Below are 17,100 nucleotides of genomic sequence, written 5' to 3'. Positions count from 1 at the left end.
TATGAGAATTCGTTTTTATCATGCCCGTATTCTGAGCATGAATGGCAATATGGAGCCGGAAACCGGGGAGCTGTGGACGGACAATGAGCAAATTACTTATCTGGGACCGGAGGTACAGGAGGCGTGTCCGCGCTTTGATCGGGAAGTGGATCTGAGAGGCAATCTGCTTCTGCCCGGCTTCAAGAACGCTCACACGCATTCTGCGATGACCTTTCTGCGTTCCTTCGCAGATGACCTCCCTCTCCAGGAGTGGCTGCAGAAGCAGGTGTTCCCTATGGAGGCGAGGCTCAGCGGAGAGGATATCTATTGGTTTTCCCGGCTTGCGATGATGGAATATCTGACCTCAGGCGTGACAGCGGCATTTGATATGTATTTTCATCCGGAGGAGATGGCCAGGGCTTCTGTGGATACCGGCTTCCGGACGGTTATGGTTTCCGGCTTGAACAATTTCAATTCTTCTTTGGAGGAGCTTCGGGAAAACTATCTGAAATTCAATGCATTTCATCCGTTGATCCGCTATCAGCTGGGGTTCCATGCAGAGTATACGACCTCGCGGGAGCTTATGGAGGGCATCGCCGCACTCTCCAGAGAGCTGCAGGCGCCGGTATTTACCCATAATTCTGAAACGAAGGCAGAGGTGGAGGGATGCATCGCGCGCTGCGGGATGACGCCTACAGGACTGATGGAGGCGCTTGGGATGCTGGAGTACGGCGGCGGAGGCTATCATTGCGTGTATATGACGGATGCGGATCTGGAGGTCTTCCGGAGACACGGCATGACGGTCGTAAGCAATCCGGGCTCCAATACCAAGCTGGCCAGCGGAGTGCCCAGGACAGCAGAGATCCTGCGTATGGGCATCCCGATGGCGATCGGTACGGACGGCCCTGCCAGCAACAATTGTTTGGATATGTTCCGGGAGATGTTCCTGTTGACAGGATTGGCAAAGCTTCGGGAGAGGGATGCGGCTGCGGTGCCGGCAGAGGAGGTTCTGCAGATGGCATGCGTGAATGGTGCCCGCTGCATGGGACTGCCGGACTGCGACTGCTTAGCACCCGGAAAGCTTGCAGATCTTATCGTTCTGGACTTGCAGCAGCCGAATATGCAGCCTCTGAACAGCATTGTGAAAAATATTGTATACAGCGGCAGCAAGCAAAATGTGATGCTTACTATGATACATGGCAGGATCCTTTATGAAAATGGCCGATTTGATATCGGAGAAGAGCCGGAGCGGATTTACAGGGAAGCGAATCGGCGGATTGCGAGAATAAAAAAATGAATGCAGTGATAATAGGAAGCGGCTTTATTGCCGGCGTGCATGCGCGCGCGGTGCTGGCCTCCGGGCACAGACTGAGCGCAGTCTGCGGGACAGCGGCAGAGAATACGGAAAGATTTGCTGACACATGGGGGATTCCGAAGAGATATACAGATTATCGGGAGATTCCGGTGGCATGTATGGACTGTGTCCATATATGCACGCCGCCTTCCACGCATTTTGAATTGTGCCGGTATTTTGTGGAGCACAGGATCCCTGTGATCTGTGAAAAGCCTCTGACACTGGATGTCACAGAAGCGAAGCGGCTGTACATGCTGGTCAGGGAATATGGGACGCCGTTTGGCGTTTGCTTTCACAACCGTTTTTATCCTGCGCTTGCTGAGATGCAGAAAATCCTAAAGAGCGGGCGTTTGGGAAAAGCAGTGCTGCTTTATGGGAGCTATGAGCAGGAATTTCATATTCCTCCCGTTCCCTTTTCCTGGAGATTTGACATGGAGGGAGGGAATGCACTTCGGGCGGTATCTGAAATCGGCTCGCATGTCTTCGATCTGGTGCAGTATATCTGTCAGGAGTCTGTGGCGGAGGTCAGCGCGCTCTTTCAAAACAGAAGGGATCTGCTGTATCGGAATCGTCAGGGGATGCTGCTGGAGGAGGCAGGAGAGGATACCTGCAGTTTTCCTGTGAAAAATGAAGATACTGCGGCGATTCAACTGGTACTGCAAAGCGGCGCGAATGTCTCGCTGGCGCTCTCTGAGATCAGTGCCGGAGAACAGAATCATGTAAGGCTTCATCTGATCTGTCAGAAGGGACGGATGAGCTGGGACAATCAGAGGGCGGATGTGCTGCGGTTTTCCGGTGAAAAAGGGAGCTCCTGCGAGCGTGATATGGGGATGCAGCTGGGGTACGCGGATGTATTTCAGAAGATGATTGCGGATTTCTATGCCGCATTGTCGGAGCAGCGGACTTCTCTTATGGCGACAGTGAAGGACGCATGGGAGAATGTGAAGCTATGCGGAGCTGTGTATGAGAGTGCGATGGAGAAGAGAAGTGTACCTTGCTCACTTCGATCAGAATGGCGCGGACAGGAAGGGGAGACGGGACGGAAGCGAAAGAGAAAGGAATTTCTGATCCGGCACTTCGCGATGGAGTGGCTGCTTCCGGAGCATACATTATTTTCGGAATGCTATCATTCCCCGGAAACGGATCAGACGGGAAAACGGAGGGTTTCTACCATGTACGGGCTGTATTGCCGTGAGCCGGATAGCTTTTCAAGGTTTCATCGTCTGTGCCATGAAGAAATCTGGACCTTTTTGGAGGGAGACCCGATTTCACTTTGTCTTCTTTATGAGGACGGCTCCACAAGGACAGTAGTGCTGGGACCGGAGCTGCAATCCGGGCAGCTTCTGCAGTATACGGTTCCACCCAATGTGATACAGGGAGGCTCTCTATGTCCCGGAGGTGAGTATGCGCTTTATAGCTGTACGGTGTCGCCCGGCTTTGTACCGGAGTGCTTCTCACCTGTAGAGCGGGAGGAAATTCTGAAAAAGTATTCGGACAAAACGGAAATCCTAGACCTTCTGAATCGATTATCATAAAGCATGGCATGGCTTGGGTCTGCCCTCAGAGCTTCTCATAGGCATATCGCGGATCTCCTTCTTCTTCGATATGGATGATCCCGCAGTAGCGGAAGCCGAGCTTTTGGAGCAGACCCTGCATGGGATGGTTGTCCGGATGGGTATCGATCCGCAGATGTCCTGCGCGGGAGAACGCCCAGTTCAGACAGAAGGCGCCGAGTCCTCTCCGGCTGCCGTCTGTCGCGATGCGGTGTACCACGCCGTAGTGCTCCGCTCCGATCCAGCCGCCATCTGTGATCTCGTCATAGCTCGGCTCGATGTGGGAGCCCTGATCGTAATAGAAGACGGCATGCGGGAGATCCGCCTCATCCACGCAGACATAGCAGCGTCCGCTCTCAATGTCGTTTCGGATCAGCTCCTCCGGCGGCCAGCTCCGCTGCGCCCATTGCCGTGGATTTCCCTGCTCCGTCATAAATTGTCTCGCATGCGCATAGATCTGCATAATGCGGTCAAGATCACCAAGTGCTGCGTTTCGAATCCTCATCGTGCGCTCTCCTTCCCTTCTGTACCGATTTTCCTGTGTCCGGTACTGCTGTTTGTGCCAAGAGCTGTGCGGAACAGGGCGAGCAGCTCCGGGAAGTCCTCGCAGGCAGGGATCTCCGGATGCGCCGTCCGGATGTGCTCGGGGCTCCGGAAGAGGAAGCCTGCCCTGCTCTCCTGTATCATGCCGAGGTCGTTGTAGGAATCACCGGCGGCGATCGTCTCGCAGCCGACGGACTGCAGCGCCCGTACGGTGGAGCGCTTCGAGTCCTCACAGCGCATCCTGTAGTCGAGGATCTCCCCGCTCTCCGAGACGACGAGCGAATTGCAGAGGATCGTCGGCATACCGAGCTTCCGCATCAGAGGGCTGGCGAACGCTTCGAAGGTGTCCGAGAGGATGACGACCTGAGAAAGGGCGCGGAGCGCGTCGAGGAAATCCCTTGCGCCCGGCAGCGGTGCAATCCCCGCGATGACCTCCTGTATTTCCCGGAGCCCCAGTCCGTGCTCCCGCAGCACAGAGAGCCTCCATTTCATCAGGCGGTCGTAATCCGGCTCCTCCCGTGTCGTTCGCCTGAGTGCCGGGATGCCGCTCGCGTCCGCGAACGCGATCCAGATTTCCGGAACCAGCACCCCTTCCAAGTCTAAACAGCAAAGCTTCATAATGTCTCCCTTTTTTTCTCTGATTGCGTGGTATAATAAATAAAGCCTGATGGTCTCAGGTCTCAATATGAAAGCTATTCTATCACGGAAGCGAAGCATCCGTTTATAAGGAAATCAATAAGCTTTTGATAAAATGATAAAATAATTTTATGATATAAATAAAAAGAATGGGAAGATAAGATGGAACAGATCGTGATCGGAATTCTGGCGCATGTGGATGCCGGCAAGACGACATTGGCGGAGGCAATGCTTTTTCACAGCGGCAGGATACGAAAGCAGGGCAGGGTGGACCACGGCGATGCCTATCTCGATACGGATGCCATGGAGAGGGAGCGGGGCATCACGATTTTCTCGAAGCAGGCGGTATTTACACGGGGAGAGCGGCAGTACACGCTGCTGGATACGCCGGGCCACGTGGACTTTTCCGCGGAGATGGAGCGGACGCTCTCAGTGCTGGACTACGCGATCCTTGTCGTGAGCGCTGCAGACGGCGTGCAGGGGCACACGGAGACGCTGTGGCAGCTGCTCCGGCGCCGTCGGATTCCGACGCTGCTCTTCGTGAACAAGATGGATCAGCCGGGCGCAGAGGAAGCACAGCTGATGGCAATGCTCCGTGGGAGGCTGAGCGGCAGCGCAGTCGCCTATGACGGCTCCCCGGAAATGCTGGAGAGTCTTGCGCTCTGCGAAGAGGCGGTGATGGAGCGCTATCTCGAAACAGGGGAAATCGGGCAGGAAACCCGGCGAAGGCTGTTTCACAAGCGGAAATTCTTTCCGGTCTTCTTCGGCTCGGCGCTTCGGGATATCGGGGTCGAGCGCTTCCTCCGGGAAATGGACGCGCTCTGCATCGCAGGCGAGGAGAGGGAAAGCCTTTCCGGGCGGGTCTACAAGATCGGCAGGGGCGAGAATGGGCAGCGGCTCACCTTTCTCCGGCTGACCGGCGGGATGCTTCGGAACAGAGAGGAGCTCGTTTCAGGGGAGAAGGTCACGCAGATCCGGATCTACAGCGGAGAGCGTTTCGAGGAGGCGATGCAGATTTCGGCGGGGCAGGTCGCCGCGGTGCTCGGCATCAGCAGTCTGCGGGCCGGGGACGGCTTCGGAGAGGAAGCGGCGGCAGAGGAGGCGGCGCTCCGCCCGGTACTGGATTACCGGGTGCTTCCGGAGGAGGGAGAGACGGTTGATGAGCAGAGACTCTACCGTTTACTCTCCGGTCTTGCGGATGAGTTTCCGGAGCTGCATCTCCATTTCGATACGGCGCTTCGGGAGATCCATGCCGAGCTGATGGGGGAGGTGCAGACGGAGGTGCTCCGGCGGATCGCCGCGGATCGCCTCGGCGTCCGGATCCGCTTCGGCAGCGGGCGCATCCTCTATCGTGAGACGGTCGCAGCGCCGGCAGTGGGGATCGGACATTTCGAGCCGCTTCGACACTATGCGGAGGTGCATGTCCTGCTGGAGCCGCTGCCGCGGAATGCCGGTCTGCAGATCGTATCGAACTGTCCGCCGGAGCTGCTGGGACAGAGCTGGCAGCGGCAGATATTGAAGGAGCTTCGGGAAAAGGAGCACCGCGGTGTCCTGACTGGCGCACCGATTACGGATATGCGGCTGACGCTGCTCGCCGGCAGGGCGCATCTTAGGCATACCGAGGGCGGGGATTTCCGCGAGGCGAGCATGCGCGCGGTGCGGCAGGGGCTCCGAAGAGCGCAGAGCCTGCTGCTGGAGCCCTGCTACCGCTTCACGCTGGAGCTTCCCGCGGAGCAGCTCGGCAGGGCAATGACGGACATTACGAACCGGGCGGGATGCTTCGAGCCGCCGGAGGGCACGGCGGAGTGGGCGGTGCTCCACGGCACGGCGCCGGTCGCGACCATGCGGGATTATGCGAAGGAGCTGAGGATCTGCACGAGGGGAAGGGGACGACTCCGGCTCGAATTTTCCGGCTATGAGAGCTGCCACAATTCGGAGGAGGTAATAGCTGCCGCGCAGTATGATCCGGACGCGGATACGGAGAACCCATGCTCCTCCGTATTCTGTGCCCATGGCGCGGGCTTCCTCGTCCCCTATGATGAGGTGGAAGAGTATGCGCAGGTTTTCTCTGCCTATGAGGAGCAGCAGGCGCTCGCCGCGCGGGGCGTAAGCCTCCGGGAGGAGCTGCGGCGGGAGAAGCGGCAGGAGGATACGGCGTATACGGAGTCCGGCTATTATATCGGGGATCGGGAGCTGGAGCGTATCTTCGTGCGAACCTACGGCGAGATCCGAAATCGGGCAGCGCTTGTCAGCGCCTCGGACGCGCGGACGGTATATGCCCGGGAGCGGGAGGAGAATCTTCGGAGAGCGCAGGAGGAGCGCCGGGAACGATCGTTCCGGGACAGGGACGGCAGAGCAAAGCATAGGGATTACCTGTTGGTGGACGGGTACAACATTATCTTCGCGTGGCAGGAGCTCCGGGAGCTGGCGGAGCAGAATCTCGACGCGGCACGCGGCAGGCTGCTCGACATCCTCTCCAATTATCAGGGCTATATGGGGATGGAGCTGATCGTGGTCTTCGATGCCTATCGCGTGCAGGGGCATCCTGTGGAGAGGACGCGCTTTCACAATATCCATGTGGTGTTCACGAGAGAGGCGCAGACCGCGGATCATTACATCGAGGAGCTGACACAATCACTCTCCCGCACCTCGCGCGGGATCGTCCGCGTCGCGACCAGCGACAGGGTCGTGCGGGTCATTGTCTGGGGCAATGAGAATGTCGTCCTCCTCTCCGCCGAAGAGCTGGAGCGGGAGGTGGAGAGAGCAGAGCGGGAGATCCGGACAGAGCATCTGTCGAAGCAAAGTGTGCCAGGGAAGCGTCTGGAGGGCGGCATTTCGATTCCCGAAGCGAGGCAGGACGTGACGGGGCAGCCGGACAGGCAGGGCGGCGCACCGGAGGGCGGGAAGCCTGTTTGAGGACAGATGAGGAGAGATCCGGCGTGAGACGGCGGGCAGGCAGGAGGAAGCAATCGCCTGCGATTGCCCTGAAGCGCTCAAAGCCGCGTGGCTCCCCCGATCAGAGATCGGGGGCAGGAAGAGGAGGGGGGAGAGATGGGAATATTTCGGCGGCGCTGGCTGCGGTATTCGATTGACCGGAAGGTACGCACCTTCGCGTTTTTCGTGGGACTCACGGTGACAGCGGCAGTCGGCTTCAGCATTCTGACGATGAACTTCTCCCTGCATGGCTACGGAGATATCCTGGCGGCGAATCTGAGCTGTCAGGAATTCTTAGACGCGATGAGCTCGGAGGAGGGTGCCTTCCGGCAGTATGTGGAGGGGCGCACGGAGGAGGGGCGGAGGCAGCTTCTCGAGGCGGAGCGGCGGACAGGCAGGGCGATCGGGCGTCTGCCCTATGACTATGCGGTGATCGGCGCGGAGCGTTACTCCCGTACATGGACGATCCTGAATTCTTATCCGGTCTATCAGACGGCACGGGAGGAGCTGCTCGGGATGCTGAATGGGCAGAGTGGCTATATCGAAAGGCTCTATCAGGTTTATCGGATGCAGGACTATCTGGATACCTACGGCAGGCGTCTCCTGCAGGCGACGGTTTCGGAGGGCTCGCAGAGCTATGTCCGGAAGCTGCCCTTCTTCCGGAGCCTGCCCTTCCTCCTGCTGAATCTGACGCTTTTGATCGGCATCATCGTTCTTAGTATCAGCCGTCTGATGAGCGAATCGCTGGTGGAGCCGGTGAAGGTGCTCTCCGAGGAGGCGAAGCGCATCACGGAAAATGATTTCTACAGTCCGGATATCCGGATCGAGAATCAGGATGAAATCGGGGAGCTGGTAGAAACCTTCAATATCATGAAGCACTCCATGGGGAACTATATCGGGACGCTGAAGGAGAACCATCGGATGACGGAGCTCCTGCAGAAGGAGCAGATGGAGAATCTGGCGATGGAGAAGCGGCTGGAGGCGAATCGGATGGAGCTTCTCCGGAGTCAGATCAACCCGCACTTCCTCTTTAATACGCTGAATATGATCGGCTCGATGGCAGATCTCGAGGGGGCGGAGAGCACGGAGCGGATGACCCGCTCTCTGGCGAGCCTCTTCCGCTACAATCTGAGCACCCGGGAGCAGATCGTCCCGCTATCGCAGGAGCTGCAGGTCGCGGAGGACTATATGTACCTGCAGAAGATGCGCTTCGGCAGCAGGGTGCAGTATGAGACATATCTGCCCTCCGAGACAGGGGATCTCTATATCCCGTCCTTCACGCTGCAGCCGCTGATCGAGAATGCAATCGTGCACGGGATCGCGAGGAAGGAGCAGGGCGGGAGGATCGTCCTTCGCGTGAGACGTACGGCGGGAGGGCTTCGGCTCTTTCTCACGGACAATGGGCTCGGGATGAGTGAGCAGCGGAGGGCGGAGCTGTTTTCGGCGCTGGATCAGGAGAGACCGTCCTTTGAGACGCGGGTGGGCATAGGGCTTGGCAACATTTATCTCAGAGTGAAGCGGCTGTACCCGGAGGGCGAGTTTCGTATCTATTCCAGAGAAAATGTCGGAACCTCCATCGTCATTACGATCCGGAAGGAGGAAGCGTATGTATCGGGTATTGATCGCCGATGATGAAATGATAGAGAGGAAAGCGCTTCGGAAGAAGCTGCAGGCGCGTTACGGGGAAGAATGTGAGTTCTTCGAGGCGGAGAACGGCAGGGAAGCGCTTCGGATTTATGCGGAAAAGAGGATTCAGATTCTGCTGCTGGATATTGAGATGCCCGGTATCACAGGACTCGCGGCGGCGGAGCAGCTCCGGCAGAGCGATCCGGATGTCTGCATCATCTTTTTGACCGCCTATGACGAGTTCTCTTACGCGAAAAAGGCGGTTACCGTCCATGCGCTGGAATATTTGCTGAAGCCCTGCGACGAGAAGGAGCTCCTGCTCGTCATGGATGCCGCCATGGACTACACGGAACGGCTCTTGCGTGCCGGAGGGCAGATGGTTCCGCTGCCGGAGATTCCGCGGGAACAGAAATCCCCGGAGCCGGAACGACAGGATCCGGAGACGGAGGACGAGCGGAGCCGGCTTCGCCGGCTGATGCAGGATTTCATCGAGCTGCATTACAGGGAGGAGCTTTCCGTACAGGACATTGCCGGCGCCCTGCATTATTCCGAGGCGTATTTCTGCAGACTTTTCAAGCAGTACTTCGGACGGAACTTCATCACCTATCTTTCGGAATACCGTATCCGGCGGGCGAAGACAGAGCTTCGGAGGGCAGATGCCAATATCCGGGAGGTCGGCAGAGCAGTCGGCTATCCGGACAGCAATTATTTCGCGAAGGTCTTTAAGCGGGTGACCGGACAGAGCCCCTCGGAGTTCCGTATGCAGGAGCTGCTAGCGCAAAATCTTACCCGCATGTGAAAAAATTACCATTTCGTACAGGGAGAAAGTGTAATAGAATAAATGCATACATTTGAGCGCCGCGAAAGCGGCTACAGCATGGGAGGAAAACTATGAAGAAAAGAATCTTGGCTTCTGCACTTTGCGGGACATTGCTTGCAGCATCACTGACTGCCTGCGGCGGCGGAAAGGCAGCGGAGACGACGCCTGCGGCTGCAGAGGCTTCGAAGGAGGAAAAGGAAACCACAGCTGCTGCAGAGAAGGATACGGCTGCCGAGACAAAGACGGAGGGAGAGTATCAGGTCAATGAGGCCGCAGCGGCAGACCCGGCGGTGACGCTCGTGATGGCGGAGGTAAACCCGCTCGACACCATCGTGGGACAGACGGACAGTAAGTTCAAGGAGGCGGTAGAGGCGATTTCCGGCGGTTCGATCACGATTGACCTGCAGGCTTCCGGTGTACTCGGCGCAGAGAGTGATGTGCTGGATTCCATCCTTGGCGGCGGTGATTCCGTGGATATTTCCAGAATCTCCGCATTTGCGCTGACCTCCTACGGCGGGAAAAAGTCCTCGCTCCTTTCTGTTCCCTTTACTTTCGAGAACAGAGAGCATTTCTGGAAGTTTGCCAAGTCTGATCTTGCCAGGGAGTTCCTGAATGAGCCGCAGGAGATCGGACTTCCGCTTCGCGGCATCTTCTACGGAGAGGAGGGCTTCCGTCATTTCTTCACGAAGGATCCGGTGACGAAGATCGAGGATCTCAAGGGCAAGAAGCTCCGCGTATCCAATGACCCGATCATGACCGGTATGGTAGCGGGGCTCGGCGCCAATGCGACGGTCGTATCCTTCAATGAGCTTTATTCCGCACTGCAGACCGGTGTCGTAGACGGCGCAGAGCAGCCGATCGCGAACTACCAGTCCAATGCATTCCCGGAGGTAGCTCCGAACCTGATTCTTGATGGGCATACGCTCGGTGCGATCCAGGTGGTTATCTCCAACAACGGTTGGGATAAGCTCACTGCGAACCAGCAGGAGGTCATTATGGAGGCAGGAAAGCTTGCCGGTGACTATAACCAGCAGATTTCTCAGGCAGCAGAGGATAAGGTTCTGGACGCCCTGAGGGCCTCCGGTGTAAATGTCGTCGATGTAGAGGACAAGACGCCGTGGAAGGAAGCCTGCGCGAAGGTGATTGAGGACAGCACGAAGGATCAGGCTGAGCTTTACCAGAAGATTCTGGATCTTGCGAAGTAATCTCAGCGAAGAATGCTCGTAGGGATGTCGCAGGCATGTGGCATCCCTATTTTAAGCCTTTAGGAGGAAATCTATGCCTGCATTATTGAAAAAGCTGGAGCCGCTCCGCCCGCTGTACAACCTGATGTACCGGTTCGTTCTGCTGGTCTGTAAGCTGCTGCTGGTTCTGGATATCGCGATTACGAGCTTTGCTGTAGTCGGGCGATTCGTTCCCTTTATTCCGGATCCGGCATGGTCGGAGGAGGTCGTACTGACGCTGATGTCCTATATGGCAGTGCTGTCTGCCGCACTGGCGATCCGAAGAAATGCGCATATCCGCATGACGACCTTTGACCGCTATCTTCCGTCTGTCCTGGTGAAGATTCTGGATCTCCTGTCTGATTTTGCTGTTCTGGCGCTGGCGCTGGTCATGCTGCTCGTGGGCTGGAGGTATTCGACCGGACTCGGTGCGCTGGGAAGCTATGTCAGCATGCCGTGGCTTTCCAAGTTCTGGCAGTATTTCCCGATTCCGGTTGCAGGAATCGCGATGCTTGTCTTCGAGCTGGAGCGCATTTTCATGGATCTTGAGGCATTTTATGGAAAGGAGGAAAAATAAATGGCTGTGAATACGGGTGCCATTGCGGTACTGATTATCTGCTTTTTCGTCATGATTTTTCTCCGCTTCCCGATCGCATACTCTGTAGCGCTTTCTGCAATTCTCTGTCTGCTGTATCAGGGGAAGGATCTGTCAGTGGTTTGTCAGCAGATGGTAAAGGGCATTTCCTCCTTCTCTCTGATGGCGGTTCCGTTCTTTATCACGATGGGCGTGCTGATGGGTTCCGGCGGTATTTCGGAGAAGCTCCTGAACCTGGCGGATGCCTGTGTGGGCTGGATGACCGGCGGACTTGCGATGGTAAATATCGTTGCGTCCTACTTCTTCGGCGGTATTTCCGGCTCTGCCTCTGCAGATACGGCATCTCTCGGATCACTGGAGATTCCGATGATGGTAGACAGAGGCTATGATGTTGATTTCTCCACCGCAGTGACGATTTCCTCCTCTGTGGAAGGAATGCTCGTTCCGCCGAGTCACAACATGGTCATCTATGCGACGACCGCCGGCGGGCTTTCCGTGGGATCGCTCTTCCTTGCAGGATATCTTCCGGGGGCGGTGCTGGCAGGTTCTCTCATGGTCGGCTCCTACATCATCTCGAAGAAGCGGAATTATCCAAAGGGGAATCCGTTTTCGATCCGGCATTTCCTGAAGGAGCTGAGTGTTTCCTTCTGGGCGCTGGCAGCGATTCTGATCGTGGTTGTCGGGGTCGTGGCAGGTCTTTTTACCGCGACAGAGTCGGCTGCGATCGCCGTGATCTACTCTCTCCTGGTCTCTGTCTACATTTATAAGGGACTGGACTGGAAGGGTGTGTGGAAGAGTCTGGAGGACTGCATTGATACGCTTTCCATCGTGCTGATCCTGATCTCGACCTCCAATGTTTTCGGCTACTGCCTGACGACGCTTCATGTACCGGATCTCTTTGCCAGCGCAATTCACGGAATCAGCGAAAACCCGATCATCATTGCGCTGCTCCTGAATCTGATTCTGCTGATTCTCGGCTGTATCATGGATATGGCGCCGATCATTCTGATTTCGACCCCGATCCTGCTGCCGATTGCGACCTCGATCGGTTTGGATCCGGTACAGTACGGCATCATTGTCATCCTGAACTGCGGGATCGGGCTGCTGACACCTCCGGTGGGAGGGGTACTCTTCATCGGCTCTGCCATCGCGAAGCGCCCGATGGAGAAGATCGTCATTGCGACGCTGCCGTTCTACGGAATGATGCTCGTCGCATTGCTCCTGATCACCTTTGTTCCGAATATTTCGTTGTTCATCCCGAAGCTCTTCGGCTATGTATCGACAGCACCGGGGGTGATCGGCATGCTGGCAGGGGCGTAAGACAGGCATCTTAGGGAAATGCTGATTTGATCGGAAAGGTCAGGTTCCGACGGGTGCACGCCCATGGCACGTGAGCCGTGAATAAATCAGAGCCCCCGCAGACGAGCAAAAAGGCGATATCCGATTTCCGGATATCGCCTTTTGTAGTATAATAAGATTTGTCTGAACACACAGCATACCTATATACCGCTGCGGGAAGGGCTTTATGACACGTCCCGCACTTTTTCGGCAGGCAAACAGGGGATTGATGCGGCGAGAGTGCGGGAGCAGGGAAAAATCAGAGAGCGCGAAGCTGGGAGAAAACATGCGATATCAATTTCATTTCAGAAATACAGCCGGAAATCTGCTGCGGATGGCGCTGTATACGACCTATACCTCTTTTCTGGGCGTGATTAACGCCGTATTCACCGCTGCGATGGGCGTGCTCACGATCTATGCTTTCCGGCAGAACCGTTTTCTGCTCCTGTCGCTTGGCGTGCTGCTTTTCCTCTTCTTTCCGGTCTTTCAGCCGCTGTTGATTTACTTTCGGATGAAACGAAACCTGGATAAGGTGAAGGAGGAAACAGTGCTGTCCTTTGACGAGCGGCAGATCTATGTGAAGCAGGGGGAGAAGAATGAGAGTCACGGCTGGGCGGAGATCAGCTCCGTTGTGAAGAGACCCTGGCAGATCGCGCTCTATATGGGAGCGCAGCACGGCTTCGTGATTCCCGATAGCGCACTTGGAGAGAAGAAGGAAGAGTTCTATCGCTTCGCATTTGCCTCTGTGAAGGCGGCGAATTTGAAGGCGGAGAAGAAATGAGAGAGAGGAGGGCGTTTGCCGCGCTCCTTTCTTTCCTGCCGCTCATGCTCTGTCTCAGCGGCTGCGGTCTGCTCGGACGGCATGCATCTGTCCCGGAATATGTGTTTACCTATGCGGAAAACCAAACGAGCGATTATCCGACTACGCAGGGGGCGAAGCGCTTCGCGGAGCTGGTACGGGAGCGGACAGGCGGCAGGATAGAGATTCGCGTGCATCCGAATGCAGAGCTGGGCTCAGAGGTGTCCTCGGTGGAGCAGCTTCGTTTCGGGGGGATAGACTTCGCGCGGGTTTCCCTTTCTACGGCGAACGTGCTCTCTCCGAAGTCAATCGTGCTCCAGATGCCCTACCTCTATCGGGATTCGGCGCATATGTGGAGCGTTCTGAACGGGGAGATCGGACAGGAGATCATGGCGTCCTTCGACGGCTCCGGTGTGGTGCCGCTCTCTTGGTATGATGCCGGCGTCCGGAATTTCTATACGGTGAGCCGTCCGATCGAGAGACCGGAGGATGTGTCAGGGCTGAAAATCCGCGTGCAGGAGAATGACCTGATGCAGGATATGGTGCGGGAGCTGGGAGGGATTCCGGTACCGCTTCCCTATGAGGACGTCTACTCGGCGCTCCAGACCGGCAGCGCGGACGGCGCGGAGAACAACTGGTCCTCCTATGAGGCGATGCGGCACAATGAGGTCGCGAAATATTATACGCTGGATGAGCATATGCGGGTGCCGGAGATGCAGATCATCTCGCAGGTAACCTGGGATAAACTCTCGGATGGAGACCGGCGAATTCTCCGGGAATGCGCGGAGGAGTCTGCCCGCTATGAGCAGAGCCTCTGGCAGAGCCGGAGCGATTCTGCGGAGGAGAAGGTACGGGGAGAGGGAACCGTCGTCATCGTCCCCTCTCCGGAGGAGAAGCTCCGCTTCCGGCAGGCAATGGAGCCGCTCTATGAGAAATACTGCGGGCCCTATATGGAGCTGATCCGGAAGATCGAAGCGGTGGACTGAGAATCGTCTGATCGTACAGGAAGAGGTGCAAGGAGAAAAATATGGATATTTTAGAGCGTTTTATTTCTTATGCGGGGATTGATACGCAGTCGGACGAGACATCCGGTACGCATCCCTCCAGCGAAAAGCAGTTTGCGCTGGCGCGTGTGCTGGAGCGGGAGCTGCGGGAGCTGGGCGCTGCAGAGGTTCGGCTCACGGAGCAGTGCTATGTTTATGCGCGGATTCCCTCCAATCTGGCGGGGGAAGAGGCGTCATCCACTCCGGCGGTCGGCTTCATTGCCCACATGGATACCGCGCCGGCGGCGAGCGGGAAGGCTGTGAAGCCCAGGCTGGTATCTGCCTATGACGGCGGGGAGATCGAGCTGGGACACGGAGAAACTCTTTCGCCGCGCATCTTCCCGCAGCTTCGCGACGCCATCGGGCAGGATCTGCTCGTGACGGACGGCAGTACGCTGCTTGGGGCGGACGATAAGGCGGGCGTGACGGAGATCATGGAGCTCGTGAAGTACCTTATGGAGCATCCGGAGCGGAAGCACGGGGAGATCCGGATCGGCTTCACGCCGGATGAGGAGATCGGAGAGGGCGCAGACTTCTTCGATGTCACGGGCTTCGGTGCGGAGGTCGCTTATACCGTGGACGGCGGCACGCTGGGTGAGATCGAGTATGAGAATTTCAACGCTGCCTCCGCCGTACTGGAGATAAAGGGCGTCAATGTGCATCCCGGCTCCGCGAAGGGAAAGATGGTCAATGCCGTGCTGCTCGCGATGGAGTTCAATGCACTGCTGCCGGACTGCACCCCGGCGAATACGGAGGGCTATGAGGGCTTCTTCCATCTCTGCGAGCTGAGCGGAAATGAGTGTGCGGCGAAGGCGCAGTACATCATCCGGGATCATGACCGGGAGAGGTTCGAGGAGAAGAAGCGGATCTTCACAGCGGCGGCGGAGAGGCTGAATGCGAAATATGCGGCAACGGATGCGTCTCTTCGTGTGACAGTGAAGGACAGCTACTACAATATGAAGGAGAAGGTCGAGCCCTTTCTGTACCTGATTTCCGCGGCGGAGAATGCGTTTCGGCGCTGCGGCGTCATGCCGAGGATCGTTCCGATCCGCGGTGGCACGGACGGTGCTCGGCTGTCCTACGAGGGGCTGCCCTGCCCGAATCTCTCGACCGGAGGAGGGAATTATCACGGTATCTATGAGTATCTGAATGTCGATTCTGCAAAGAAGATGGTGGAGGTACTGGTCGTGCTCTGCGAGGAGCTGATCGGAAAGAAGCAGTAAGCAGGGATCGAAGATCGGGGGCAATGGAGAGGCAATCGCAAGCGATTACTTTGAATCGCTCAAAGCCGCTAGGCTCCCCCGATCGAAGATCGGGGGCAGGGAAAAAGAGGGAGGCTCTTCGAAGCCTCCCTCCTTAGATACCATATTCAGTTGTCGTATTCAGTACATTGGACTCTACCATCCTTCTCCGTACGAAAAAACCAACGTTCTATATTTGTGAAATAGCTTTGCGCTATTTTCTCTCTAAGGTTTTCGGGTTACCTGCTTCGATCATAGCCGCCGGACTCGTGCAGGAATTTCGGAAGCAACCCTTCCCTCGCTGAATAACTGCCGCACCTATGTGCCGTTATCGAAAAGAAACTTCCTACCTCTGTCCTTCGGTATCATCGAAACTCTGTGCTGGAATCATCGCTGGATACCTCCGATTTCTACAGTATCGTTCGCAGAACCTCCGTCTGCACTTTGCGAGCTCTTTTCATCCTTTCTCGTCAGATGAAATCTGCTCTGCTCTTGCCTCTCTCTTCTTCCTGTGTCTATAGAATAGCATAAGAAGTTATATTTGTAAAGATATAAATTTTGAAAATAATTTTCTTTTTTTTAGCGAGGCTTTGTACTCTTTTAAGAAGCGGAGCACTTCTGCTTTCAGGCAGAAAAAAGCGGAGAATGCGATATAATCGGAACAGGCTTATGCGTGGACGCAGAAGACGGGGTCCCGCCGATCTCATGGGGCGCATGGAGGAGGATTTACACGTGGACGCGGAAAGCGGGGATCTGCCCCGGAAGAGGCGCGTGGAATGGAAGCAGAGAGGAGACAGAGGATGGGGAAGCAGGAGAAGCGGCAGGAGATCCGGGAGAAGCGGGAGGCACTGCCTATCGATTACAGGGAGCAGGCGAGTGCCGGGATAGCGGAAAGACTGCTGATGCAGCCGGTCTTTCATCAGGCGGAGCGTATTTTCTGTTATGTGAGCACAGAGGAGGAGCCCTCGACATGGAAAATCCTGAACGCTGCGCTTCGAATGGGAAAGCAGCTGAGTGTTCCACGCTGCATTCCGGGGCGGCATGAAATGGAGGCAGTGCGTATCCGCTCTCTTACGGAGCTGGAGCCGGGTATACTCGGTATTCTCGAGCCGCGGCAGGGGCTTCCCGTCATAGATGCTTATCGGCTGGAGCTCGCAATCATTCCCTGTATTTCCGCGGATCGCTATGGCGGACGGCTCGGACATGGTGCAGGATATTATGATCGTTTCCTGCGGGGGCTTCGGATACAGAAATACTGCCTCTGCTTCGAGGCGCTGCTTTCGGAGCAGATTCCGATGTATGAAAATGATGTCAGGATGGATCATGTCCTTACCGAGAAGCGCATTTACCCTGCTTTTTTGGTAAATACAGAACTAAAAAAATAATTCTGCCCAAAATACAGAGGACTGAATAGGT

Annotated in this window: 14 protein-coding genes; 12 read left to right on the top strand and 2 right to left on the bottom strand. The window is 56.4% G+C overall.

What is annotated here, in order from left to right; translation table 11 throughout:
• Window position 1: 1 nt before the first annotated feature.
• Window positions 2–1,276 carry an amidohydrolase family protein gene (locus tag HW273_RS09300; protein WP_179011781.1) on the top strand — a complete coding sequence of 425 codons (1,275 nt, stop codon included), beginning with the start codon at window positions 2–4 and terminating at the stop codon, window positions 1,274–1,276.
• Window positions 1,273–2,868 (top strand): cupin domain-containing protein, encoded by a 1,596-nt coding sequence (locus HW273_RS09295; protein WP_179011779.1) that lies wholly within the window; start codon window positions 1,273–1,275, stop codon window positions 2,866–2,868. Before HW273_RS09300 ends, HW273_RS09295 begins: the two co-directional genes overlap by 4 nt.
• 25 nt (window positions 2,869–2,893) lie before the next feature.
• On the opposite strand, the gene HW273_RS09290 is transcribed toward HW273_RS09295, so the two are convergent.
• Window positions 2,894–3,391 carry a GNAT family N-acetyltransferase gene (locus HW273_RS09290; protein ID WP_179011777.1) on the bottom strand — a complete coding sequence of 166 codons (498 nt, stop codon included), beginning with the start codon at window positions 3,389–3,391 and terminating at the stop codon, window positions 2,894–2,896.
• A complete protein-coding gene (gene thrH, locus HW273_RS09285; protein ID WP_179011775.1) occupies window positions 3,388–4,047 on the bottom strand; it encodes a bifunctional phosphoserine phosphatase/homoserine phosphotransferase ThrH in 660 nt (219 codons plus the stop codon). The genes HW273_RS09290 and thrH overlap by 4 nt, the downstream gene beginning before the upstream one ends.
• A gap of 180 nt (window positions 4,048–4,227) precedes the next feature.
• Here thrH and HW273_RS09280 point away from each other — a divergent pair, with 180 nt between their 5' ends.
• From HW273_RS09280 to HW273_RS09235, 10 genes are all read left to right on the top strand, one after another.
• Window positions 4,228–6,981, top strand: coding sequence for a translation factor GTPase family protein (locus HW273_RS09280; RefSeq protein ID WP_179011773.1), 2,754 nt, complete (start codon window positions 4,228–4,230; stop codon window positions 6,979–6,981).
• Window positions 6,982–7,116: 135 nt separating this feature from the next.
• Window positions 7,117–8,631 carry a sensor histidine kinase gene (locus HW273_RS09275; RefSeq protein ID WP_179011771.1) on the top strand — a complete coding sequence of 505 codons (1,515 nt, stop codon included), beginning with the start codon at window positions 7,117–7,119 and terminating at the stop codon, window positions 8,629–8,631.
• Window positions 8,606–9,424, top strand: a complete 819-nt coding sequence (locus tag HW273_RS09270) for a response regulator transcription factor (RefSeq protein ID WP_179011769.1) — start codon at window positions 8,606–8,608, stop codon at window positions 9,422–9,424. The genes HW273_RS09275 and HW273_RS09270 overlap by 26 nt, the downstream gene beginning before the upstream one ends.
• Before the next feature lie 92 nt (window positions 9,425–9,516).
• Window positions 9,517–10,650 (top strand): TRAP transporter substrate-binding protein, encoded by a 1,134-nt coding sequence (locus HW273_RS09265; RefSeq protein WP_179011768.1) that lies wholly within the window; start codon window positions 9,517–9,519, stop codon window positions 10,648–10,650.
• A gap of 73 nt (window positions 10,651–10,723) precedes the next feature.
• Window positions 10,724–11,245 carry a TRAP transporter small permease gene (locus tag HW273_RS09260; RefSeq protein ID WP_179011766.1) on the top strand — a complete coding sequence of 174 codons (522 nt, stop codon included), beginning with the start codon at window positions 10,724–10,726 and terminating at the stop codon, window positions 11,243–11,245.
• Window positions 11,246–12,583, top strand: a complete 1,338-nt coding sequence (locus HW273_RS09255; RefSeq protein ID WP_179011764.1) for a TRAP transporter large permease — start codon at window positions 11,246–11,248, stop codon at window positions 12,581–12,583.
• Between the two features lie 304 nt (window positions 12,584–12,887).
• Window positions 12,888–13,382: a YcxB family protein gene (locus HW273_RS09250; protein WP_179011762.1), complete on the top strand. Its 495-nt coding sequence runs from the start codon at window positions 12,888–12,890 to the stop codon at window positions 13,380–13,382.
• Complete coding sequence (locus tag HW273_RS09245; protein WP_243206780.1) at window positions 13,379–14,386, top strand: TRAP transporter substrate-binding protein; 1,008 nt, start codon at window positions 13,379–13,381, stop codon at window positions 14,384–14,386. Before HW273_RS09250 ends, HW273_RS09245 begins: the two co-directional genes overlap by 4 nt.
• Before the next feature lie 41 nt (window positions 14,387–14,427).
• Complete coding sequence (pepT, locus tag HW273_RS09240; protein ID WP_179011759.1) at window positions 14,428–15,666, top strand: peptidase T; 1,239 nt, start codon at window positions 14,428–14,430, stop codon at window positions 15,664–15,666.
• Window positions 15,667–16,484: 818 nt separating this feature from the next.
• Complete coding sequence (locus tag HW273_RS09235) at window positions 16,485–17,069, top strand: 5-formyltetrahydrofolate cyclo-ligase (RefSeq protein ID WP_179011757.1); 585 nt, start codon at window positions 16,485–16,487, stop codon at window positions 17,067–17,069.
• Window positions 17,070–17,100 lie beyond the last annotated feature (31 nt).

The organism is Oribacterium sp. oral taxon 102 (assembly GCF_013394775.1).
Taxonomy (GTDB): Bacteria; Bacillota; Clostridia; order Lachnospirales; family Lachnospiraceae; genus Oribacterium.
This window is presented reverse-complemented; position numbering and strand designations above follow the sequence as displayed.